This window comes from Patiriisocius marinus (genome assembly GCF_008974325.1).
In the GTDB taxonomy this organism is placed as follows: Bacteria; Bacteroidota; Bacteroidia; order Flavobacteriales; family Flavobacteriaceae; genus Patiriisocius; species Patiriisocius marinus.
The window spans coordinates 23134-46268 of record NZ_BKCG01000012.1 but is presented as its reverse complement, the minus strand read 5'-3'; the positions used below and the strand labels follow the sequence as shown (position 1 = coordinate 46268).

23 protein-coding genes and 2 tRNA genes are annotated in these 23135 nt (G+C 33.4%); 13 read left to right on the top strand and 12 right to left on the bottom strand.

From position 1 onward, the window contains the following. The first annotated feature begins 101 nt into the window (after positions 1–101). Both GBH57_RS15295 and GBH57_RS15290 read left to right on the top strand, forming a co-directional pair. A complete protein-coding gene (locus GBH57_RS15295) occupies positions 102–947 on the top strand; it encodes a transketolase (protein ID WP_151675374.1) in 846 nt (281 codons plus the stop codon). Positions 948–1039: 92 nt separating this feature from the next. Further along, on the top strand, positions 1040–1993 hold the full coding sequence (locus tag GBH57_RS15290; RefSeq protein ID WP_151675373.1) for a transketolase family protein: 954 nt from the start codon (positions 1040–1042) through the stop codon (positions 1991–1993). Between the two features lie 220 nt (positions 1994–2213). Here the strand turns inward: GBH57_RS15290 and GBH57_RS15285 are convergent, their stop codons facing one another. Beyond that, on the bottom strand, positions 2214–3149 hold the full coding sequence (locus GBH57_RS15285; RefSeq protein WP_151675372.1) for an FKBP-type peptidyl-prolyl cis-trans isomerase: 936 nt from the start codon (positions 3147–3149) through the stop codon (positions 2214–2216). Between the two features lie 77 nt (positions 3150–3226). Here GBH57_RS15285 and GBH57_RS15280 point away from each other — a divergent pair, with 77 nt between their 5' ends. Together GBH57_RS15280 and GBH57_RS15275 are read left to right on the top strand one after the other, a co-directional pair. Continuing rightward, complete coding sequence (locus tag GBH57_RS15280; RefSeq protein WP_151675371.1) at positions 3227–3598, top strand: RNA-binding S4 domain-containing protein; 372 nt, start codon at positions 3227–3229, stop codon at positions 3596–3598. Positions 3599–3642: 44 nt separating this feature from the next. Further along, a complete protein-coding gene (locus GBH57_RS15275) occupies positions 3643–4143 on the top strand; it encodes a phosphoribosyltransferase family protein (RefSeq protein ID WP_151675370.1) in 501 nt (166 codons plus the stop codon). Here the strand turns inward: GBH57_RS15275 and GBH57_RS15270 are convergent. Beyond that, positions 4135–4656 carry a shikimate kinase gene (locus GBH57_RS15270; protein WP_151675369.1) on the bottom strand — a complete coding sequence of 174 codons (522 nt, stop codon included), beginning with the start codon at positions 4654–4656 and terminating at the stop codon, positions 4135–4137. The two genes, GBH57_RS15275 and GBH57_RS15270, sit on opposite strands and share 9 nt — an antisense overlap. 164 nt (positions 4657–4820) lie before the next feature. Between GBH57_RS15270 and GBH57_RS15265 the strand changes: the two genes are divergently transcribed. The 9 genes from GBH57_RS15265 (at position 4821) to GBH57_RS15225 (ending at position 11060) form a co-directional block, all read left to right on the top strand. Beyond that, a tRNA-Lys gene (locus tag GBH57_RS15265) sits at positions 4821–4893 on the top strand. A 74-nt stretch (positions 4894–4967) separates the two neighbouring features. Then, positions 4968–5050 (top strand) — tRNA-Leu (locus GBH57_RS15260). A gap of 355 nt (positions 5051–5405) precedes the next feature. Further along, on the top strand, positions 5406–6320 hold the full coding sequence (locus GBH57_RS15255; protein ID WP_161596109.1) for a MerR family transcriptional regulator: 915 nt from the start codon (positions 5406–5408) through the stop codon (positions 6318–6320). Positions 6321–6376: 56 nt separating this feature from the next. Next, positions 6377–7843 carry a bifunctional phytoene desaturase/3,4-desaturase gene (gene crtID / locus GBH57_RS15250; protein WP_151675367.1) on the top strand — a complete coding sequence of 489 codons (1467 nt, stop codon included), beginning with the start codon at positions 6377–6379 and terminating at the stop codon, positions 7841–7843. After that, positions 7843–8685 carry a phytoene/squalene synthase family protein gene (locus GBH57_RS15245; protein ID WP_151675366.1) on the top strand — a complete coding sequence of 281 codons (843 nt, stop codon included), beginning with the start codon at positions 7843–7845 and terminating at the stop codon, positions 8683–8685. The genes crtID and GBH57_RS15245 overlap by 1 nt, the downstream gene beginning before the upstream one ends. Before the next feature lie 65 nt (positions 8686–8750). Then, on the top strand, positions 8751–9200 hold the full coding sequence (locus GBH57_RS15240) for a sterol desaturase family protein (RefSeq protein ID WP_151675365.1): 450 nt from the start codon (positions 8751–8753) through the stop codon (positions 9198–9200). Between the two features lie 3 nt (positions 9201–9203). Next, positions 9204–9899, top strand: coding sequence for a lycopene cyclase domain-containing protein (locus GBH57_RS15235; protein WP_151675364.1), 696 nt, complete (start codon positions 9204–9206; stop codon positions 9897–9899). A 17-nt stretch (positions 9900–9916) separates the two neighbouring features. Further along, entirely contained in the window at positions 9917–10516 is a 600-nt protein-coding gene (locus GBH57_RS15230; RefSeq protein ID WP_151675363.1) for a LysE family translocator, read from the top strand. 43 nt (positions 10517–10559) lie between these two features. Further along, entirely contained in the window at positions 10560–11060 is a 501-nt protein-coding gene (locus GBH57_RS15225; RefSeq protein WP_151675362.1) for a DUF1761 domain-containing protein, read from the top strand. On the opposite strand, the gene GBH57_RS15220 is transcribed toward GBH57_RS15225, so the two are convergent. The 10 genes from GBH57_RS15220 to GBH57_RS15175 all read right to left on the bottom strand — a co-directional run bounded on the left by GBH57_RS15220 (position 11043) and on the right by GBH57_RS15175 (position 23074). Continuing rightward, positions 11043–12239 carry a hypothetical protein gene (locus GBH57_RS15220; protein ID WP_151675361.1) on the bottom strand — a complete coding sequence of 399 codons (1197 nt, stop codon included), beginning with the start codon at positions 12237–12239 and terminating at the stop codon, positions 11043–11045. The two genes, GBH57_RS15225 and GBH57_RS15220, sit on opposite strands and share 18 nt — an antisense overlap. 46 nt (positions 12240–12285) lie before the next feature. After that, positions 12286–12849 carry a TlpA family protein disulfide reductase gene (locus tag GBH57_RS15215; protein ID WP_151675360.1) on the bottom strand — a complete coding sequence of 188 codons (564 nt, stop codon included), beginning with the start codon at positions 12847–12849 and terminating at the stop codon, positions 12286–12288. A gap of 103 nt (positions 12850–12952) precedes the next feature. After that, a complete protein-coding gene (locus GBH57_RS15210; protein WP_151675359.1) occupies positions 12953–14026 on the bottom strand; it encodes a hypothetical protein in 1074 nt (357 codons plus the stop codon). 89 nt (positions 14027–14115) lie between these two features. Then, positions 14116–14784 carry a Crp/Fnr family transcriptional regulator gene (locus GBH57_RS15205; RefSeq protein WP_151675358.1) on the bottom strand — a complete coding sequence of 223 codons (669 nt, stop codon included), beginning with the start codon at positions 14782–14784 and terminating at the stop codon, positions 14116–14118. Between the two features lie 158 nt (positions 14785–14942). Next, entirely contained in the window at positions 14943–17213 is a 2271-nt protein-coding gene (locus tag GBH57_RS15200) for an aconitate hydratase (RefSeq protein ID WP_151675357.1), read from the bottom strand. A 266-nt stretch (positions 17214–17479) separates the two neighbouring features. Then, a complete protein-coding gene (locus GBH57_RS15195; RefSeq protein WP_151675356.1) occupies positions 17480–17677 on the bottom strand; it encodes a hypothetical protein in 198 nt (65 codons plus the stop codon). A 37-nt stretch (positions 17678–17714) separates the two neighbouring features. Next, the gene (locus tag GBH57_RS15190) at positions 17715–18668 is read right to left on the bottom strand and encodes an AAA family ATPase (protein ID WP_151675355.1); all 954 of its coding nucleotides are present in this window, start codon (positions 18666–18668) and stop codon (positions 17715–17717) included. 164 nt (positions 18669–18832) lie between these two features. Continuing rightward, positions 18833–20290 carry a peptidylprolyl isomerase gene (locus GBH57_RS15185; RefSeq protein WP_235904727.1) on the bottom strand — a complete coding sequence of 486 codons (1458 nt, stop codon included), beginning with the start codon at positions 20288–20290 and terminating at the stop codon, positions 18833–18835. Next, the gene (locus GBH57_RS15180) at positions 20268–21122 is read right to left on the bottom strand and encodes a peptidylprolyl isomerase (RefSeq protein ID WP_151675353.1); all 855 of its coding nucleotides are present in this window, start codon (positions 21120–21122) and stop codon (positions 20268–20270) included. The genes GBH57_RS15185 and GBH57_RS15180 overlap by 23 nt, the downstream gene beginning before the upstream one ends. Next, positions 21122–23074: a peptidylprolyl isomerase gene (locus GBH57_RS15175; RefSeq protein ID WP_151675352.1), complete on the bottom strand. Its 1953-nt coding sequence runs from the start codon at positions 23072–23074 to the stop codon at positions 21122–21124. The genes GBH57_RS15180 and GBH57_RS15175 overlap by 1 nt, the downstream gene beginning before the upstream one ends. Between the last annotated feature and the right edge of the window lie 61 nt (positions 23075–23135).

Below are 23135 nucleotides of genomic sequence, written 5' to 3'. Positions count from 1 at the left end.
GTTAACAACCCGTCTTTTTCGTTAATAACATAACTTAGGTATATTTTGAATGGTTTTAAGATTCAAGTATTTTTGACACCTCTTAATAACCAAGCAAAGAAATGGCAAACATTCAAGAATTAGAAGCATTTGTAACACAAGTACGTAGAGATATCGTTAGACAGGTACACAAAGTAAATTCCGGACACCCAGGAGGATCTTTAGGTTGTGCTGAGTTTTTAGTAGCGCTTTACCAAGAAGTAATGGAACGTAAAGAAGGATTTGATATGAACGGAATTGAAGAAGACTTATTTTTTCTTTCTAACGGTCATATTTCTCCAGTATTCTATAGCGTTTTAGCACGTTCAGGATATTTTCCGGTGGAAGAGTTAAATACTTTTAGACTTTTAAATTCAAGACTACAAGGACACCCCACTACTCACGAAGGATTGCCTGGTATTAGAATGGCATCTGGATCTTTAGGTCAAGGTATTTCAGTAGCTATTGGTGCTGCCGAAGCTAAAAAACTTAACGGAGACAGACATTTAGTATACGCTTTATGTGGTGATGGTGAATTACAAGAAGGACAAAACTGGGAAGCAATTATGTATGCTGCAGGGAATCAAGTTGACAACTTAATTGTGAGCATTGATCTCAATGGACAACAAATTGATGGCGCAACGGATAACGTGTTACCAATGGGTAATATCAAAGCAAAATTTGAAGCTTTTGGATGGGATGTAATTTCTATTGCAAAAGGTAACGATGTTGCTAGTATTATTGATGGACTGAATAAAGCAAAATCTCATTCTGGAAATGGAAAACCTATCTGTGTATTATTACACACAATTATGGGGAACGGAGTAGATTTTATGATGCATACGCACGCTTGGCACGGAAAAGCTCCTAACGACGAGCAACTGGAATCAGCACTAGCTCAAAATGCTGAAACATTAGGAGATTATTAATCTCCATTAAATTCCTTGTAATTAGGAACATATTTTAATTATAGAAATAGATTCTACAACCATAAAATACACTCACTCACGTGAGCATTACTATGAAAGAATACAAAGACACAGGTAAAAAAGATACACGATCAGGTTTTGGTGCCGGATTGACTGAACTAGGTAAAACAAACGATAATGTTGTTGCGCTTTGTGCAGATTTAACTGGATCCTTAAAAATGGACGAGTTTAAAGCTAATCACCCAGAACGTTTTTACCAAGTAGGAATTGCAGAAGCTAATATGATAGGTATGGCTGCAGGGATGACTATTGGTGGAAAAATTCCTTTTACAGGAACTTTCGCTAATTTCTCTACAGGTCGTGTGTACGATCAAATTCGCCAAAGTGTTGCATACAGTGGAAAAAATGTAAAAATTTGTGCATCTCACGCAGGTATAACTTTAGGTGAAGATGGTGCAACACACCAGATTCTTGAAGATATTGGATTAATGAAAATGCTTCCAGGAATGACTGTAATCAATACATGTGATTACAACCAAACAAAAGCTGCAACACTTGCTATTGCTAAACATGACGGCCCTGTTTACTTACGTTTTGGACGCCCTAAAGTTGCTAATTTCACTCCTGAAAATGGAGATTTTGAAATTGGAAAAGCTGTAAAACTACAAGAAGGAACCGATGTTACTATTGTAGCTACAGGACACTTAGTATGGGAAGCACTTGAAGCGGCTAAAACGTTAAATGACCAAGGACTTAGTGCAGCAGTAATAAATATCCACACAATAAAACCTTTAGATGCTAACGCTATTATCAATAGTGTAAAAACTACAGGCTGTGTAGTAACTGCTGAAGAACACAACTATATGGGAGGTCTTGGAGAAAGTGTAGCTCGCATTTTAAGTGAAAACCACCCAACACCACAGGAATTTGTAGCCACTAAAGATACTTTTGGTGAAAGTGGGACTCCAAATCAATTAATGGAAAAATACGGCTTAAACGCTGAAGCTATTGTAAATGCAGCAAAGAAAGTTGTTGCTAGAAAATAAAATAAGCGACAATACTACTTCGGAAATATTCAACAATTAATAATTACACATTTAGTTTAGTAATTACTAATTCAAACTAAAAAAGGATCAACTCTCGTAGATCCTTTTTTAGTTAAAGCCATTTTAGATAAATATATAGGCCTTTGTAAAATTCTTAAAATTTCGGCATAAAAAAACCGCTATATAATTTAAATAGCGGTTTTAATAATACTACTATATTTTAACTATCCGCATCTAAATAATCAACAATACCATCACCATCTTCATCTGGAAAAGTGATAGAACCATCTTCGTTGATGATAATTTCATCTTCAGTTGGTCTTCCATCATTATCATCATCTGCATCAATATAGTTATTTAACGCATCACCATCTGTGTTGTCATCTTCTTCTAAACCGTTCCCGTTTAAGTCTTCCATCACAGAAGGAATACCATCTTCATCTTGATCTCCTACTTCTCTTTCGAATAATTGGAAGGAAAATATTAATTGAGAATACAACGGTATTGTTACAGCAGATCCTTGTGGTGGACTTACGTAATATCCTAATCCACTTTGCATAAATACAGCACCAACTCCAAAGTTTTCGTACACTACAGTTCCGTCAGGATTAGTTGTAAAACCAGTTCCTGCGTTAAATTCAATAAGTGCATCTTGCAAACCATTTACTATTTGAGTTAAATCAAATTGCACAGGAATTACCGAACTATCAAAAAGCATAACTCCTTCTTGACTCTCCTCATCATTTACATAAGTACCTTCGTAATTAATACGTACGATATCTGGGAAATCTGGGCTTTCACCTTCCCCTTGAATCGCTTTTAAGTAGTACAATTTGTATTGCACATCCTCATTAACACGATCTTGAACCATCTTAAATTCCACTTGATTTATAAGTGCAATTTTATCGCTATTATCTCCAGCGATAGTATCGAATTTAATTTTGAAATCAAAATCAGCAGGTGGACTTTGAAACTCTTCATAGTTATAAAAGTGAGTTTCTAAATATTCCTCAACTTCAATTGTGGAATCTACTACTTCAACAGCTCTATCCCTTGCTTCAACAAAAGTAGTCCCATCTCCATCATCATCTCCACAAGCACTAAATATTAGAGATCCTATTGCTACAAGAGGTAGCATATAAATTAATTTTTTCACAGTTTTTTATTTTAAGTGCGCAAGATACAATTTTCAGTTATTTTTGTTTAGATGATTTACGCACAAATTAGTATTATATGAGGGTTGATAAATATTTATGGTGCATACGCTACTTTAAAACTAGAAGTATCGCTACACAAGCTTGTAAAAAAGGTGCTGTTAAAATTAACAATGTTTCAGTCAAGCCCTCAAGAGACGTCTATCCAGGAGACAATGTTACAGTTAGAAAAAACCAAATAACATATTCGCTACGAGTACTGGACCTTCCTGCAAGTAGATTAGGCGCTAAATTAGTTGACATCTACCGCAAGGACACTACTCCCGCAGAAGCGTTTGAGCATTTAGAACTTGTAAATTATTCTAAAACATACTATAGGAAAAAAGGTGTAGGACGCCCTACTAAAAAAGATAGACGAGATATTGATGATTATATTGATGGAGAAGAATAATCTATAACACGCTTTTGTATCTTTGATTTTTTTGATAAATACTTATGACAACAACAACTGTAATACTTGATAAAAAACAAATTGCGCACAAACTACGCAGAATTGCTTACCAAATTTACGAAGCTAACGTACAAGAAGAGCAAGTAATAATAGCAGGAATTGTCGAAAACGGTTATACTGCCGCAAAAAAGATAAAAAAACTTGTCGAAGAAATTTCGCCTATTAAAGTGACTCTTTGTAAAGTATTTATAGACAAGAAAAACCCAACCGCAGAAATTACAACTTCGCTCAAAGAAAAAGAGTACACTAACAAGTCACTAATACTTGTTGATGATGTACTTCACTCCGGCACAACATTAATCTACGGAGTAAAACACTTTTTAAATGTACCTCTTAAGCAATTTAAAACAGCTGTTTTAGTAGATCGAAACCACAAAAAATTCCCTATTAAAGCAGACTACAAAGGTATTTCGCTATCAACATCACTGAATGAAAATGTCTCAGTTATCTTTGAAACTGGTAAGGACCGAGCTGTATTAGAATAGCTTTACAACGATTTCAGAAACTATATCTTTTATCGTTTTATCATCAACTGAAACCATTTGTGAGGCTTGATTATAATAAAAGCCTCTTTCAAATAGATGCTTACGGATATAGTCGTTTAAATCTTCTTTAGACGATAAATGCTTAATTAACGGCCTTTGATCGACTTCAGTATATAAACGATCAGTTAAAGCGCTATTTGAAGCCTTTAAATAGACTGACAACACCCCTTCCTGTTTATTTATAAATTTCATAGTATCTCCAAAACAAGGAGTCCCTCCCCCTAAAGATAAAACAAAGTCATTTTCATCTTTTAAAATCGATTCTAATACTTCACGTTCTTTCTTTCTGAAGTAAATTTCTCCTTTTTTCTGAAATAATTCAGTAATTGAAGACGATTCATTCTTTTCAATTTCGAGATCTAAGTCTAAAAAAGTGTGGTTAATTGCTTCCGAAAGCACTTTTCCAACACTACTTTTTCCACTTCCCATGTATCCAAGCAATATTATTTTCATTTTTTTTTCAAAGTAATTTACTTGTAAATTAGAGGGTTACAAATAAAGTTTAAAATAAGTTCAAATTTAATTTAAAAAGTTTTGAATTATCTATAAAATGATAGTATATTTGCATCCGCTTAGCAAAACAAAATGAGTTGTTAAGTTAAATGCAATAGCATTTTGACCAGTTAGCTCAGTTGGTAGAGCACCTCCCTTTTAAGGAGGTGGTCCTGGGTTCGAGCCCCAGACTGGTCACAATTAAAAAGTTAAACTTCGTGTTTAACTTTTTTTGTTTACGGTTGTTTCTAATTGTAAACTCATCTTCCTCTACCCGGGTGCTGGAATTGGTAGACAGGCACGGTTGAGGGCCGTGTGCACTTGTTGCGTGTGGGTTCAAGTCCCATTCCGGGTACAAAACAAAAGTCGTCATTTGAAATGATGGCTTTTTTCATTTAATACTACCAACAAATTAAGATCAAACACATCTCTAATACCATAGAATGCAATCTTATATTTCCTACAAAATTCCTACAATAGCATTCTGCTAAGTAAATACCATATCATAATACAAACTAAGTCCACTTAAAATCAACCTAGTTTGATATGTAAAAGATCAAAATTATATTCACAATCACCTCACAGCTAATCACTAAACAATTCCAGTAAGTGATTACAAGAATATATGCAATAAATTTTATATTGCTTTTAGGTATAACATGTACTTGCTGTTTTTTTCGTACTTTGACCACCACAACAACAATCTAACAATGAGTATTAAAACACAATTTAGCATTAAGGATTTAGAAAACCTTAGTGGAGTAAAAGCGCATACTATCCGTATTTGGGAAAAGCGCTATAATTTATTATCCCCAGAGCGTACTGAAACTAATATTAGACGTTATTCAATAGAGAGTCTTAAAAAAATCCTAGATATCGCATATTTATATAACGAAGGCTATAAAATTTCCAAAATAGCCTTATTAGATGATGATGCTTTAAAGCAGATGATAATTTCATCTATAGAAAATGCCCCTTCAGAAGATCTTGCTATCAACAATTTTAAGAAAGCAATGCTCGCTTTCGATACCGTACAATTCAATACAATTTTCAATAAGCTAAAATTAAGCCTCAGTTTTGACGAAATATTCGAAACTGTATTTATCCCCCTATTAACTCAAATAGGCACTCTATGGCACACTAAAGCGATTGACGTAGCTCACGAAAGATTTATTTCTGAACTAATAAAAAGGAAAACTATTTTTCATATAGAACAAGAATCGCAAGAAAACCCATACAATCCTAAAAGGCAGACCTTTTGCCTTTTTCTCCCAAATAAAGAAATTCACGAGATAGGGTTACTTTTCACAAACTACTTACTTATCAAGGCTGGTTTCAATACTATTTATTTAGGCCACGACATTCCCTTAGAGAGCTTAAACAAATTAAGAAATAGCGATAAGCTAACCTATATAGCTTATTTAACAGTTTCACCAGACACTAATGAATCTGGTGAATATTTCAACCAATTTAATATTACATTTAATAGTGAAACACCTCCAGAATTATGGCTTGTAGGTAGTAAAACATCAAGTATTGACCCATCAAGTCTACCTCGTAATATTTCACGATATGACAGTTTAGAAAGCTTTTTAAATAAAGTAAAAAGCTTAAATAAATCATAAATTGAAGCACCACAGGACAATTCTGTTTAATTAATTGTGTAGATTTGTTAAACAAAATGAAAAAACAAACAATCGCCATAATAGGTTCAGGATTCTCATCCTTAGCAGCTTCTTGCTATTTAGCACAAGGAGGCAACAACGTAGTTATTTACGAAAAGAATGAAACAGTAGGTGGGCGTGCTCGCCAACTTAAAAAAGAGGGGTTCACATTTGACATCGGTCCTACTTGGTATTGGATGCCAGATGTATTTGAACGTTTCTTTAGTGATTTTAATAAAAAACCTTCAGACTTCTACGAATTAATAAAACTTAATCCTGCATATAGTGTATACTTTGGCAAAGACGACTTTATTACTATTGAAGATACATTAGAAAAAATATGTGCCGCATTTGAGAATGAAGAAACAGGAAGTAGTGAAAAGCTAAAAGGTTTTATGGCACAAGCTTTAGACAATTACAACATTGCTATCAAAGATCTTGTTTATCGTCCTGGAGTATCACCATTAGAATTGGTTACTCCTGTAACAATTAAAAAATTAGGCCAGTTTTTTAGCACCATAAGTAAAGATGTTCGCAAGGAATTTAATAATCCGCGTTTAATATCCATCCTTGAATTTCCTGTGCTATTTCTAGGAGCTAAACCTTCAAACACACCTGCATTTTATAGTTTTATGAATTATGCAGATTTTGGATTAGGAACTTTTCATCCAGTTTCAGGAATGTATGCGGTGATAAAGGGAATGAAGAAACTCGCAGAAGATTTGGGCGTTGTCATTAAAACAAACCAAAACGTTGAAGAAATACTTACTGACAATAACCAAGCAAAAGGAATTAAAGTTAATGGCGAGAATATTTTGGCAGATATCGTTTTAAGTGGTGCAGATTATCATCATACCGAAACGTTACTACCTAAATCTCTTAGGCAATATTCTGAAAGCTATTGGGAAAAGAAAACATTTGCTCCATCATCATTACTTTTCTATGTTGGTTTTGACAAAAAACTTAAAAATGTAGAACACCACACCTTGTTTTTTGATGTTGATTTTGAAAAACATGCTACGGAAATATATGATACTCCAAAATGGCCTGAAGACCCATTATTTTATGCAAGTTTTCCTTCAAAAACAGATACAAACTGTGCGCCAAAGGGTCAAGAAGCTGGAATATTCTTAATTCCATTAGCTCCAGGTATTGAAGATACACCAGAATTAAGAGCCCTTTATTTCGAAAAAATAATGACACGTTTTGAAAATTTAACAAGTCAAGAAGTAAAAAATCATGTTATATTTAAGGAGTCTTTCTGCATCAATGATTTCATAGAAGACTATAATTCATACAAAGGAAACGCGTATGGGTTAGCAAATACATTATTACAAACTGCTTTTTTAAGACCAAAACTAAAAAGTAAGAAAGTACGTAATTTATATTTTACAGGACAATTAAGTGTTCCTGGACCAGGTGTTCCCCCGTCATTAATTTCGGGTAAACTAGTAGCAGGCTTAATCTCTAAACACAACGCATAGTGAAGGAATTGTTTGATAAAGTATCGCGAGAATGTAGCAAGAACGTAACGAATGCATATAGTACATCGTTCTCACTTGCTACAAAGATGTTAGCACCTACTATACGCCAAGATATTTACAATATTTATGGCTTTGTTCGCTTTGCAGATGAGATTGTAGATAGCTTTCACGATTATGACAAAGAGATGCTTTTTGCTCGATTTGAAAACAGTTTAAAAGAAGCATTAGAAGATAAAATTAGCTTAAACCCAATTCTTAATTCATTTCAAGAAACTGTTCATAAATATGAAATTGATTACAAACTAATCGATTCATTTATGAAGAGTATGAAACTTGATCTTACAAAGTCCACATATTTAACTGAGGATGAATATAAAGACTACATTTACGGTTCAGCAGATGTTGTAGGTTTAATGTGCTTGAAGGTTTTTGTAAAAGGAGATACAGAAAAATTTGATGCCTTAAAAGACGGAGCAATGTCACTTGGATCTGCTTTTCAAAAAGTGAATTTTTTACGTGATTTAAAGGCAGATTTTGAGGGATTAAGCCGTACGTATTTCCCAAATACAAATCTTACAGCCTTAGATGAAATTTCAAAAAATGAAATCATTGCTGACATTGAAGAAGATTTCAGAAAAGGATATCAAGGTATTTTAGATTTACCAGCTGAAGCTAAATTTGGTGTTTTTATGGCTTATAGATATTACCGTAGATTGCTGAAGAAATTAAAAAATACTCCAGCAATTGAAATCAAGAACGCAAGAATACGCGTTCCTGATTATGAAAAAGTTGGATTACTCACTAGAAGTTATGTAAAATTTCAGCTTAATTTAGTTCGCTAATTAGAACATGCTTACTAGTAATAATTGATTTTAAAACAACGTTTACTAAATATAAAAATTAAGTAATGACCATTATATTTTGGATTCTTATTTTTCTAGGCACATTCCTCATTATGGAATTTATGGCTTGGTTTACACATAAATATGTTATGCATGGTTTTTTATGGAGTCTTCATAGAGACCACCACCACAAAGACCATAAAAGTTGGTGGGAACGAAATGATTTTTTCTTCATTTTCTATGCTGCAGTAAGTATTGGATGCTTCATTAGCTGGCAATACTATGGCTTCTGGGCTGGATTACCTATTGGACTTGGCATATTCGCATATGGACTTACCTACTTTTTAGTTCACGATATATTTATTCATCAACGTTTTAAACTATTTAGAAACGCTAACAACTGGTACGCAAAAGGTATTAGACGTGCACACAAAATGCACCACAAGCATTTAGGTAAAGGTGATGGTGAATGTTTCGGAATGTTAGTTCCTCCATTGAAGTACTTTAAAAAGTAGCCAATGAATACACTCTATTTGTATCTAAATATTGGTTCTTTAATCATCCCATTTCTATTTAGTTTCTACCCAAAATTCCAGTTTTACAAACTATGGAAAGGCTTATTTATTGGGAATATTATAATGATGGCATTATTTATTCCTTGGGACATTATATTCACCAATAATGGTTTTTGGGGATTCAATAATATATATATAAGTGGATTTAAACTACTTAACTTACCTATTGAGGAGTGGCTTTTCTTTATTTGTATTCCTTACGCATGTATGTTCACCCATTATTCACTTAGATATTTTTATCCGAAACTTGCCTTCGGGAAGCGAGCTACTTCAATTACATACATCATACTACAATGTATAATGATTATAACACTTTGGTATAATTATGACAAATGGTACACCCTTATAAATTTCGGCTATGCCATATTATTACTAGGCCTAGTGTATAATTTGAAACGCGAACAACTTCAAAAATTTTTACCTACTTTTATAATTATTCTTCTTCCTTTCTTTTTAATAAATGGTATTTTAACTGGAAGTTTTATTGAAAATCAAGTTGTTTGGTATAACAATACTGAAAATTTAGGTATCCGAATTTTTACTATTCCAATAGAAGATAGTATTTATGCTCTCACAATGCTTCTTACGGTTTTTGTTGTAATGGAGAAAGTAAATAACACTGAAACTGCTATAGATTAGATTTACTATATTGACCTATGGAAATCTTAACAGGTATTCTTTTAGGCCTTTCAACATTATTATTTGTTGGCCCCGTATTTTTCTATCTAATACAAGCCACACTTCAAAAAGGTACATATGCAGGAATCACTGCTGCTTTAGGAATTATATTAGGAGATATACTTTACGTTTACTTCTGCTTAAACGGTTTAGAGAATTACCTTAATAAACCAGGACATATAAAAGCAATTGCTGTTACAGGTGGACTACTGCTACTCTTATTAGGTTTAGAAAATTTTTTCAGAAAACCTAAAGCTAATTCAAACCTTACTAAAAGTTTAAATAAATCGCTTGTGGCTATATTTTTTAGAGCCTTTGTCCTAAATTTTGTAAACCCATTTGTATTTGTTGTTTGGGTAGGTTTTCTTACCTATTCTGAAACAAAATTTTCTACTCAAGCTACGCCTTTAATATTAGTTTTCACACTTGCAGTCATTTTTATTACTGATATTATTAAAGTGTTTTTAGCAAAAAAACTTTCCTACTTTTTCAATACTGAAAGACTTCTTTTATTCAGAAAATTTACAGGAATCCTAATGATTATTTTTGCAGTAAAATTGTTTTGGACGGCTATATAATTAATTTAGCATATATTTAAACTAACCTTAAAACCAACACATTATGTTCCCTAATTTAATTTTTGTAGTAGTTGCAGCCTTAGTCCCATTAGTTATGGGATTTCTATATTACCACCCAAAAGTATTCGGAAATGCCTGGATGAAAACTTGTGGCCTTACTAAAGAAAAACTTGAAAGAGCCAATATGCTTGTTGTATTTGGCGTAACGTTTATACTTTCTCTATTAATGAGTATGTTTTTATTCTCGCTTGTAGTGCATCAAACTGATATTTACTCAACGCTAATCAATGAGCCAGGCTTTGGTGAAGAGGGATCTGCCGTAATGAACGAAATAAACAATTTTATGACCTCCTATGGAGATCGCTTTAGAACTTTTAAACATGGTGCTTTACACGGAGGCCTTGTTGGTGGTTTTATAGGTCTTCCTATTTTAGTAATAAATGGTTTATTCGAAAGGAAAGGATTTAAATACGGTTTAATTAACGCAGGCTATTGGATTATTACGTTAGCTATTATGGGCGGTATTTTATGTCAATGGGGATAATTCCACTTTATAAAAATCAGCTTTAAAAGGTTTTCGGAGTTCATAAGGACTAGCGGAAACCTTTTTTAATATTGACGCCATCAATATATGTGTAATACTAGTTGTATGCCTTGCAAAAAGCGTCATTGGTACGGGAACAGCTCCTAACGAACTTTTCAATAGCTCAGTTGTTCTACCAAATTGCAGTGAGCTCACACCTAACTCAATCGCTTCATTTACATAATCGTACAACAAGCTCTGATAAATAGCATAAACTTCATTAAACTTGTAATCAATACCAACGTAGTTAGCCTCTAAAACTTGCCCGTTTAAAAATGCAGTGCTAAAGCCAACCATAAGATCATTCTTAAACAAGGCCTTAAAAATAAATAAGGAACTCAACTTTTCTTTGAGTGAAGCAAAAGTTTGTGCGTCCATCCTACCAAAACGATAATCTGACTGTTCTAAAACATTTTCGAACAACCCATTTATTCGTTTACTATGTATAAGTATTCCTGAAGCATCTAAATTTCTTAACTCAAGCGTATCAGCTTTTTTAAACACACTGTTTGCTTTGGTTCTATATTTCGCTTTAACATCACTTAAGTAATCGGCAAAAGTTTTCCAATGCCCTGCAATAGGTAACACCATATTAACATCAATGTGATAGTTTTGAAAACCCTCATCTAGTAACTGAGCTGGTATTTTTAAACTGTCTGGGAAAAATTCTTTAAAAAGGATTACTTTGGTTTTAGCTAAGCCCTCTTTTTTCTTCTGAAATTTTATGACTTGACTTGAAGCTTCTATTAAAAGCCGTCCCATTTCTGAAGTGCTAACTAAGTCATTAAATGCAAAACCTGTTTCTCCAGTGGCAAACACATTACCACAAACCAAAAGTTGTTTTGAAAAGAATCCTTGACTGTCTTTACCAAAATGACATAACACTTTTTTAGAATGTTTATCCTTTGTGTAAATAAACGGTGCAGATTGAAAGACAACTGCACTTACTGCGTTTAAAGAAGCATCCTTAAATAGCACATAGTAAAACTGGTGCTCAACACTCAATGATTGCTCTAATGCTTTAAGATAATTTCTATTTAAATAGATAGTTGAATGACTCACAATAGCATCCCATTGTTCCGAATCGATTTCGTCGATAGAGGTTTTAATTGTAAATGTATATGAAGCTATATCTATCAAATAAAATGGTATGTAAAAAGTAAAGTTACAATTTATATTAATGAAATTATAACTCCATCAACCTATCGAGAGTCTCGTGAACGGAATTACTATTCCAATCTGCTGCACCTACTTTTTGAATAACAATTGCTCCATCCTTCCCTATTAGATAGGTTGTAGGTAATGAATTAGAATTAAGTTTTTTAGGCGCTGATGATCTAGAAATATATACAGGAAAATCATATCCATTTTTGAGCATGAAAGCATTCAGTTTTTCAGGCGCTTCATCCGTTATAAAATAAAACGAGACCTTATCTCCGTAAGCATTATATAATTTTTGAAGCGATGGCATTTCAGCAACACAAGGAGGACACCACGTTGCCCATTTATTAATTAGCAATATATTACCTTCATTATTTTTTAGATTAGTACTCGCTCCTTTTAGGTTACTTAATGACCAATTATAATCATGGAGGAGCAATTGATCATTCTTTGATATTTCAGAAGGAGAAAAGGACATCAATCTTTGAATAAAAACTTGAATTGGCATCCTTGTTTGAGGTACCAACAATAAAACGAAAATAATTACAAAAAGGAGATTACTCCAGTTCTTTTTAAAAAATGCATTCATAGTTTCAAAAGTAGCTTAATAGTACGCAGTTTAAAAGTTTACATAAAGAAAGGCGCAATGAAAATATATCATTACGCCTTACACTACTAACAAAAAAACAGTCTTAATTTCTTGTAACAGATATTGAATTTGACAAACTAAAACATCCATCAAGATCTGCTAAGTTTTCCATAGGCGCTAAGCCTTGCAAACCATCTTCATATCTAATGTAATAGATAAAGCAAACACCTACACCTGCTCCATCAAAGTCTACTCCTTCTAATGCTTCAATAGTTGGCGGTAAACCTAAAATAGCTCCTGTTGCTCCATCTGTAATAATCCAAGTTCCATTAGTTCCTGTTTGTGTTCCATCTAAAGCTATACCGCTAACCATATCTGGATTTCCATCAACGGTAAATGTAAATGGACCACCTGTTACCACACCACCGTTAGTTTCATTTCTAGTAACTGAAATTGAGTTTGAAAAATCAAAATTTCCACTAAGTCCATCAACATTCATTCCTGGTTCTAACCCTGATAATCCTTCTTCATAACGTAAATACCAAATCAAACAAACCCCTGCGCCTGCGCCATCAAAATCTACTCCTTCAAGTGCCTCTGTAGTTGGTGGTAACCCTAAAATATTTCCTAAATCATCTGTTATAACAAATGTTCTCAAACTGCCAGTTGCATTAGCATCAGTACTAATACCACTTACCATATCTGGCACTCCATCAATACAAAAAGTAAAAGGATCTCCAGATAACACCCCGGCTTCAGGACCTGCATTTCGTGTCACTAATATTGAATTAGACACATCAAAAACTCCACCTAAATTATCTAAATTTTGTCCCATTTCAAGACCTGAGAGTTCGCCTTCAAAGCGCACATACCAGATTAAACAAGATCCTACTCCTGCTCCATCAAAATCTACACCTTCTAGTGCTTCGGTTGTGCTTGGTAAACCTAAAATATTACTATCTGCATCAGTAATTACAAATGTTCTATTTGTACCAACAGCATCTGGATCTGTTGTTATTCCTGAAACCATATCTGGAACACCATCCACTAAAAATGTAAAAGGTCCTCCCAAAATTGTTCCTGCATTTGGCTCAATAGCCGCTACTGTGTTGTCATCATCACTATCACAAGCTGCAAAAAAGCCCATTGTTAAGACGATTAAAAATAATTTTTTCATAAGTAAATTGTTTATTTAATAATAGTTATACTACAAAAGTACTTTCCATATTTACTTTGAAATGTTAGCTAGCTTACATTAGCCATTTTTTATGCAGAAATTTTAAGTCTAATTTCATTTCGACTAAAATCAATTTGTCCTAACTCCTTTAGTTTATTCATTATAGAATTAAAAGTAGGGCGTGAAGTCCCTATTAAATGAGCGATATCTTTTTGGGTGTAAGGGTGTTTTATAATTGTATCTCCTGTATTTGGACAACAATAGCCGTATTCGTCTGCGAGTTCTTTTAAAAATTCAGAAACACGTGTCTCTGCATCTTTAAACATAATAAGCTCTAAGCGACGTTCTAATTTTCTAATTCTAAAACCAATAAGCTTGTAAACTTTGAAACTTAATGTGCGGTTGTCTCGCATTAAATTATGCATAGTTTCAATGCCTACAGGACAAATTGAAGTTTTATTATCGATAGACATTGCAAACTCATTTCGGGATTCCTCACCCAAAATAGCTTTTTCTCCAAAGAGTTCTCCTTTAGACAAAATAGCTTTTACAACCTCATCTCCTTCCTCAGTATAATGACCAATTTTAACTTTTCCATTTTCTATTAGATATACTTTGTTAGCTGAGTCTTTTTCGAAATAGATGAAATCTTCTTTTTTATATGAGTTTAAAGAATGTGTTTTTTTATACTCTTTAAATTTATGCGGGCATAACATCCCAAATAAATTTACATCTTCAAAAGTCCAAATAGATTTCATACTGTTGTTTTATTAGTATTACAACAGTCGAAGATTGACAGTATTACTTACAAAATAAGCTTTTTGAAAAATTCATCACAAGATTAGTTACTAAATATTAAGCATGAAAAAAGCCCTCATAAATGAGAGCTTTTTAAAGTTATAATATTTCAGAAATACTATGCGTTTTGTTCTTTTATCAAGTTCAATGCACTACCTTTTCTGTACCACTCAATTTGAGCTTCGTTATATGTGTGATTCAGCATAATTACATCCTTGCTACCATCTGCATGAACAACTTCCAGAGTTAATTGCTTGTTTGGAGCGAAGTCTGCGATATCTACAAAGTTAAATGTATCATCCTCTTGAATTAGATCATAATCTGCTTCATTAGCAAATGTTAAACCTAACATACCTTGTTTTTTCAAGTTTGTTTCGTGAATACGTGCAAATGATTTTACAATCACTGCTGCAACACCAAGATGACGTGGCTCCATAGCTGCGTGCTCTCTTGAAGAACCTTCACCGTAGTTGTGGTCTCCCACTACTACAGTTTTAACTCCAGCAGCTTTATAAGCTCTAGCAGTATCTGGCACACCACCAAACTCACCATCTAATTGATTTTTAACAAAATTTGTTTTCTTACCAAAAGCATTTACTGCTCCAATTAAACAGTTATTAGAAATATTATCTAGGTGACCTCTGTAACGTAACCAAGGACCAGCCATAGAGATATGATCAGTTGTACATTTACCAAAAGCTTTAATAAGCAATTTAGTTCCTTGCATCTCACTATCTTTAATTGGCTCAAATGGAGTCAATAATTGTAACCGCTCACTAGTATCGCTTACACTTACAACTACACCGCTACCATCAGCAAGTGGCTCAACATACCCATTCTCTTCAACTTCAAAACCATCTGGTGGCAACTCCCAACCTGTTGGTTCGTCAAATTTAACCTGCTCTCCTTTATCATTAGTTAAAGTATCTGTTAAAGGATTGAAATCTAATCGTCCTGCGAAGGCTATTGCCGCAGTTAATTCTGGAGATGCGACAAAGGCGTGTGTATTTGGGTTACCATCTGCACGCTTTGCAAAGTTTCTGTTAAACGAGTGTACAATGCTATTTTTAGGAGCATTTTTAGGATCTTCGTAACGTGCCCATTGACCAATACAAGGTCCACAAGCATTTGTAAAAATCTTAGCGCCTAATTTTTCAAAACGCTGTAAAATTCCATCACGCTCTGTTGTATATCTTACTAATTCTGAACCTGGGTTGATACCTAGTTCAGCTTTTATAGAAAGTCCTTTTTCTAAACCTTGCTTAGCAATTGAAGAAGCTCTTGATAAATCTTCGTATGAAGAGTTTGTACAAGAACCAATTAAACTCCATTCAACTTGAAGAGGCCAGTCATTTTTAGTTGCTTTTTCTGTCATATCAGATCCAACTTTCGTTGAAAGATCTGGCGTAAAAGGTCCATTTAATAAAGGTCCAAGTTCAGATAAATTGATTTCAATTACTTGATCAAAATAATGTTCTGGGTTTGCATATACTTCAGCATCTGCAGTTAAGTGTTGTTTCACCTTATTAGCTGCATCAGCTACATCAGCTCTATCCGTCGCTCTCAAGTAACGTTCCATAGACTCATCGTAACCAAAAGTAGAAGTTGTTGCTCCTATCTCTGCACCCATATTACAAATAGTACCTTTTCCAGTACAAGACATTGCTGTAGCTCCAGGACCAAAATATTCAACAATCGCTCCTGTTCCACCTTTAGCAGTTAGAATTTCGGCAACTTTTAATATCACATCTTTTGGAGCTGTCCATCCACTTAACTTTCCAGTTAAACGAACTCCTATTAACTTCGGAAATTTTAATTCCCAAGCCATTCCTGCCATAACATCAACAGCATCTGCTCCACCTACTCCTATGGCAACCATTCCAAGTCCACCAGCATTTACCGTGTGACTATCTGTACCAATCATCATTCCACCTGGGAATGCGTAGTTTTCTAACACTACTTGGTGAATAATTCCTGCTCCAGGAGCCCAAAATCCAATTCCGTATTTATTAGAAACTGAACCTAAGAAATCAAACACTTCGTTACTAACTTCGTTAGCACGTTTTAAATCTTTTTTAGCACCTTGCTTTGCTTGAATTAAGTGATCACAGTGAACTGTTGTAGGCACTGCTACTTTATCTTTACCAGCTTGCATAAACTGTAATAAAGCCATTTGCGCAGTTGCATCTTGACAAGCAATACGATCTGGTGCAAAATCTACATAATCTTTCCCTCTTGTAAACGCCTCTGTAGGCATTCCATCCCAAAGGTGATTGTATAATATTTTTTCTGAAAGTGTAAGCGGTTTACCCACAACCTCACGTGCTTTATCTACACGCTCAGCCATTTGAGCATACACCTTTTTAATCATATCGATATCAAAAGCCATAATATTGTTGTTTTAGTTTTTGGTGTTTATTCTTGTAAAACGTCGCTGTTTTTCAAGTCTCGCGAAGTTACGAAATTTAGAAATATTTTAAAAATATACATAGGATTTGGACAATACCTAACAATATCCCAAAATAGCCAATAAAAACAACCTTAAAAATACGAAATTCGTAAAATTGGATAGTGAAAATTATTAATTTGAGAATTGTTTATTCGAAAATATTTACGTTTTTATTGTATTCAAAAAAATTAATGAAATGAATGGTACTATTTCTTCATCTTTATTAAAATAACAATAGCTAATACTGCTGCAACTACTTCAATAATACCTCCAAGCATTACAATATTATTTGCTTGCATTATTCCCCAACCTAACTTATAACTTTTAAAAACAAGACCAATAACAACAAGTGCTGCTCCTAAAATTATTAATATTAGTGGTTTTCTGAAATTACTGAGATCCATTTTTTAATTCTTTAAAATTTCCGTAGAAACATTAGTACTAAAATAAACTTGTAATAATCTCTTCAATTGATAATCCTTCAGCTTCAGCCTTGTAGTTTTTAATCATACGATGACGTAGGATTCCTATTGCTACTTTTTGGACATCTGCTATATCTGGAGAAAATTTACCTTGTAATGCAGCATTTGTTTTTGCTGCTAAGATTAAGTTTTGTGATGCACGAGGTCCTGCACCCCAATCAATATATTTTTTAACTAGTTCTGGTGCTGCTTGACTTTTAGGTCTTGTTTTACCAACAAGTGTTACCGCATATTCTACCACATTATCTGCAACAGGAATACGTCTAATTAATTGCTGAAAGTCTATGATCTCTTGCGCAGAAAAAAGCGCATTTACTTTTTCAACTGCTCCAGCTGTTGTTGCTTTTACTACCTGAACTTCTTCTTCAAATGTTGGGTACTCTAGGTTAATAGCAAACATAAAACGGTCTAACTGAGCTTCTGGCAAAGGGTATGTTCCTTCTTGCTCAATTGGGTTTTGAGTTGCCAAAACAAAATAAGGTAAATCTAATTTATAGTTTTGTCCTGCAACAGTAACTGAACGCTCCTGCATTGCTTCTAATAAAGCTGCTTGTGTTTTAGGTGGTGTTCTATTAATCTCATCTGCCAAAACTATGTTTGAAAAAATAGGCCCTTTTATAAATTTAAATGTTCTGTTTTCATCTAATATTTCAGAACCAAGAATATCACTTGGCATTAAATCTGGCGTAAACTGAATCCTTTTAAACTGTAAACCTAATGCTTGAGAAACCGTGTTAACCAATAATGTTTTTGCTAATCCTGGTACTCCAATTAATAAAGCGTGACCTCCAGAAAATACAGAAAGCAGCACTTGCTCTACAACTTCGTCTTGCCCAATAATTACTTTTTTAATTTCTTGCTTTAGTGCTTCGTATTTTGAAACAAGTTGCTTTACAGCTGCTACGTCTGACATAATTTTATATTGCTATTTCTTAATTCTAACCTATACTAAAAAGCGTATTGGTATTAATTCATAAAAATAAGGAAACTTTATAGGATACAGAAAAAGGTTAAAAGTTAATTGCAATAAGATTCGCTTAACTTTTAACCTTTAACAAGTTATTCTAGTATGTTTTCTTACTTGATTTTTTTAACCCAATCACTTGCAAAATCACAATCTTGGTAATCTTCGTTTACGTTAACGTAAGTATTCTTGATGTGTTTGTCTTGCCATTTTTCGATTGTTGTAATCTGCTTCTGGCGTAATGCAAGCTCCTTAATTTTTTCGTAATCTTTTACAAAATCTGCTGGGTGCTCATCGTATCGTTTAGATACCGTTAAAAACTTAAATGTTTTCTTACCTGTTCTATCTTGATCAATAAATATTTTAGAAACCTCTCCCTCTTTTAAATTGTAAACCTGTGCACTTAATGTTGGATCCATTTTAGTTAAATCCAAACGTGTATCTAATGTTTGTGGGTTTGTTAATTGTCCTCCATTATTTCTAGTTGTTAATTCATCTGAATATAATCGAGCTGCATCACCAAAAGAAATACTATCATTAATAATACTCGTTCTAATTTTCTCTACTCTTTCTTTAGCTTCATTTATAGTTGATTCGCTTAACTCGGGAAACAAAATAATGTGCCTTACATCAATTTCCTGCCCTCTAATTTTATCAACTTTCAAAATATGAAAACCGAATTCCGTTTCAAAAGGCTCACTAACTTCTCCTTCTAACAATGAAAATGCGACGTCTTTAAACTCTTTTGCATAAGGATCTCCTCTTCGCATACTTGGCAACAAACCTCCTTTACCTGCTGCTCCGTCTTTTGAGTATAAAACTGCTTTGGTAGCAAAACTAGCTCCATTTTCAACAATATCTGCTCTAAATTCATTTAATCTATCTATTACAGCTTGTTTAGAAGCTTCTGTAATTTTAGGTTCAACTACAATTTGAGCTACCTCAACCTCAGCACTAAATACTGGGCGTTCATCTTCTGGAATTGCAAAGAAAAACACACGAACTTCTTCTGGTGTTACCTCTACATTTTCTACAACTCTAGCTTGCATTCTATTTGCTAGTTCTAAATCACGCTTTGCATCACGCAATTCTTCTTTTAATTGAAGTAAATTATCTTTACGATAGTAGTCAACTACTTTCTCTTCACTACCAAGTTGCCCTATCATATATTGAACTAACTGATCTACTTGCGGATTAAGCTCAGCATCAGTTACCATAATACTGTCAATTTTTGCTTGGTGTAAATAAAGCTTGTCCTCCATTAATTTACCTAGTAATTCACAACGAGTAATATCATCAGTTGACACTCCGTTTTGTTGAAATTCTAAATAACTTTTATCTATATCACTATCTAGAACAACATACTCACCTACTACTGCAGATACACCTTCAGCTTTAAAGCGCTTAAAAGGTTTAAGACTATCTACAACTCTATTTTCTAGAGATGTATTTAATAATGGATTTTCTTTTGCTACTCCTGTACTATCAACCATAATTACTTCCTGAGAAATGGCAAGTTGACTCACTAGTAGCACTAAAAGTAATAAGCTACTTTGGCGTGTATATTTCAAAATCTTTGTTTTTAATGGCATCTTTTGTAATGTCTTTTTCTAATTTTTTAATGAGCTCTAACTTTCGTTTACTCAAAATAATCTCTTCAATTGTAGGTTTAATGTATGCTAATGGTGCAATATCATTAGGATTTAATACGTCCACTATTTTCAGCAAATATACCCCTAATGAATCTTCTAATTGTTTGAAATCTGATTTTTTTAATGCCGTACTTTCATTAGACTTTAGTACCGGCAGCTGCTTTAAAACAGATTCCTTTTTAATCCAAATAGAATCATTGAGATTTACATTTTTAAACTCTAGGCTCATGCGTTGAAGATCTTGTTGATCCTCTGTATTAAAACGAGTAAATTTTTTCTTTGTTTCAGAAATATTCGCAAATTTAGAATCAACGTGAATATATCTTAACTTATAGAGTGTTTCAGTTAAACTGAAATTCTCTTTATTAGCCTCGTAGTAACTTTCTATTTTTTCAGTAGTAATAGTGCTATCTAGCTGCTTTAAAACTATTGCTCCTTTGTACGCTTCTGTAAAAAGGTCATTTTTATAATCTTCCACCATTCGCTCATAATTTGAGATACGATCCTGTGAAAGGTTTATTTTAGCTTGATTTAATAAAAGTTGTTGTGTTGCCCATCTATTAATATAATTACTTACAATGATAGCACTGTCCTCTTTTGATGTTGCTTCAGTAACTAAATCATTAATATCTTCTTGATACAAATAGCTGTTATTTACACGCGCCACAGGGTTTTCACTAGGTGTCTGTTTAAAATAATCACAAGAAACCAGCAATAATAAACTAAAAAGTAACACGATAACTCTAACCATTATTTATAGCGTTTCTTTAATTTTTTTAATGTTCTCTTATCAACATCTACTTTGTATTTAGCTTGTAGTGAATTGATCCAATCATTTTCTATTTGATTTTGATATTCACTCATTACACGCCCTTTAACTTCTTCAAAAGTTTTGGTGCTAGGTGGTAAAACTTCTTTTATGTTTACTACAGAATAAGTTTCGCCATTTGAAAGTACATCACTCACACCCTTTTGGAATGCTAATCCTTCTGGTAATGTTGCGTCATTTTTTTCATACCTTCCCGAAGAAATGATTATATGAACTTTATCATTTGTGTTTAATGCTGCTTTTATAGCTTCTGCAGTTTTACCAGCTTCTAACATTGCTTTAGCTTCTTGAATTTTAGCACTATCTCCACCTGATAATATTTCAGCATCAATACGTTCATCCCAACTATAATTAGAAGCAACAGTTTGATAAAAACGCTCTAACCCCAATGTATCACGTTTGGCTTTCTGCCAAATATTTTTCTTCATTACATCAAAAATTAAAAGCCCATCTCTATACTCCCCAATTATTGCTCCAAATTCTGGGTTTTCAGATTCTAATTGTTCGTTTAGATACTCTTTAATTTCAATTGATTCAAACTCATTATACATATTCTCTATGTAATCTCGCTTTGTTGGTTTTTTCTCAGCAAAACGTTGTCTGTAATAAATGTATTCTGCAAACTCATCATAGTAAATATCCTTGTTTCCTATTGTAAATACTACTTTATTTCTATCACCAGTTAAAGTATCGGTAATTTTCCATTTACTTTTTGTAACCTCATCTGAAGCATATTCATCGAAAAAGTCTAAATACTCGTATCTCTTAATTCCATATTTTTTTATGATATCCTGAGTTACTTGTGTTGAAATGACTTTAGAACGATCTCCTTTTTTTATTTTACGGTACAAATCTTCTTTTTGCTCCTCGAAAGAACGCTCTTTCATTTTCTCTTCTAATTTTAAAACATGCCATCCAAAACGAGTTTTAATAGGTTTAGACAAATCACCTGGATTCTGTAAATTATACGCACTGTTTTCAAACGAATCTGACCTAAGCTGTCCTCTTGAAAAAGCCTTTAACTTACCTCCTAATTTTGCTGAGTTTTTATCATCTGAAAACTGTTTAGCTAATTCTTCAAAATTACTTCCTTGTTGCAGCATTTTGTACAATTCGTTAATGCGTTCTTCTGGATTAAAAGATGGATCGTCTTTTTTCTCAGTAATCATAATATGCGAAACAACGATTGGCGATTCTCTTATACGACGATCATTCACTTTAAGTACGTGGTAACCAAAGTTAGTTCGTACGATATCACTTATTTCTCCTACAGGAGTGTTGTATGCCATATTCTCAAATGGATAAACCATAGAGAATACTGTAAAATAACCTAAATCACCACCTCGCTCTTTTGCACCTGGTTCCTCAGAATTTTGTTTTGCTAAGGCTATAAAATCTTCACCAGCTAAAGCTCTTTCGCGAAGACTTTTAATTTTGTTATACGCTTTTAAAGTGTCCTGTGGCAAAGCATCATAACCTACTTTAATTAATATGTGATTTGCATTTATTTGCTCTTTTCCGCGATTATAAGCTTCTTCAGCAATACCTTCAAAAAGGCGCGTTTCATTTACATAATTACGAGCTAATTGATCTCTATATTTTGTAAACTCACGTTTATAGGCTTTATCTTCATCAAGGTTTTGAGCATAAGCTTCAGCTACTTTCAATTTATAATCAATAAATAAATCTAAATACCCATCAATGGTTTTTTGAGATTCGTCTTTAACGAGTTCTAGATTTTTTTTGTAAACTCTCTCAAACTCATTTACAAGTATAGGTTCTCCTTCAATTGTCATCAATACATCCGTAGGTTTTTGTGCAAATGCAGTGGCTACGATTAGGAAAAAGGCAAAAATAAAAGTTGTTTTTTTCATCTTTATATATCAAATATTTAGGGTAGAAATTATAGCCGCAAAAATAACAAATTAAGCACGG

Coding starts and splice junctions, on each gene's coding strand:
- crtID (WP_151675367.1), top strand. CDS start 6,377: ATGAAAAAACAAACAATCGCCATAATAGGTTCAGGATTCTCATCCTTA.
- GBH57_RS15175 (WP_151675352.1), bottom strand. CDS start 23,074: ATGAAAAAAACAACTTTTATTTTTGCCTTTTTCCTAATCGTAGCCACT.
- GBH57_RS15255 (WP_161596109.1), top strand. CDS start 5,406: ATGAGTATTAAAACACAATTTAGCATTAAGGATTTAGAAAACCTTAGT.
- GBH57_RS15240 (WP_151675365.1), top strand. CDS start 8,751: ATGACCATTATATTTTGGATTCTTATTTTTCTAGGCACATTCCTCATT.
- GBH57_RS15275 (WP_151675370.1), top strand. CDS start 3,643: ATGACAACAACAACTGTAATACTTGATAAAAAACAAATTGCGCACAAA.
- GBH57_RS15235 (WP_151675364.1), top strand. CDS start 9,204: ATGAATACACTCTATTTGTATCTAAATATTGGTTCTTTAATCATCCCA.
- GBH57_RS15270 (WP_151675369.1), bottom strand. CDS start 4,656: ATGAAAATAATATTGCTTGGATACATGGGAAGTGGAAAAAGTAGTGTT.
- GBH57_RS15195 (WP_151675356.1), bottom strand. CDS start 17,677: ATGGATCTCAGTAATTTCAGAAAACCACTAATATTAATAATTTTAGGA.
- GBH57_RS15205 (WP_151675358.1), bottom strand. CDS start 14,784: ATGAAATCTATTTGGACTTTTGAAGATGTAAATTTATTTGGGATGTTA.
- GBH57_RS15200 (WP_151675357.1), bottom strand. CDS start 17,213: ATGGCTTTTGATATCGATATGATTAAAAAGGTGTATGCTCAAATGGCT.
- GBH57_RS15210 (WP_151675359.1), bottom strand. CDS start 14,026: ATGAAAAAATTATTTTTAATCGTCTTAACAATGGGCTTTTTTGCAGCT.
- GBH57_RS15180 (WP_151675353.1), bottom strand. CDS start 21,122: ATGGTTAGAGTTATCGTGTTACTTTTTAGTTTATTATTGCTGGTTTCT.
- GBH57_RS15280 (WP_151675371.1), top strand. CDS start 3,227: ATGAGGGTTGATAAATATTTATGGTGCATACGCTACTTTAAAACTAGA.
- GBH57_RS15230 (WP_151675363.1), top strand. CDS start 9,917: ATGGAAATCTTAACAGGTATTCTTTTAGGCCTTTCAACATTATTATTT.
- GBH57_RS15225 (WP_151675362.1), top strand. CDS start 10,560: ATGTTCCCTAATTTAATTTTTGTAGTAGTTGCAGCCTTAGTCCCATTA.
- GBH57_RS15215 (WP_151675360.1), bottom strand. CDS start 12,849: ATGAATGCATTTTTTAAAAAGAACTGGAGTAATCTCCTTTTTGTAATT.
- GBH57_RS15295 (WP_151675374.1), top strand. CDS start 102: ATGGCAAACATTCAAGAATTAGAAGCATTTGTAACACAAGTACGTAGA.
- GBH57_RS15290 (WP_151675373.1), top strand. CDS start 1,040: ATGAAAGAATACAAAGACACAGGTAAAAAAGATACACGATCAGGTTTT.
- GBH57_RS15190 (WP_151675355.1), bottom strand. CDS start 18,668: ATGTCAGACGTAGCAGCTGTAAAGCAACTTGTTTCAAAATACGAAGCA.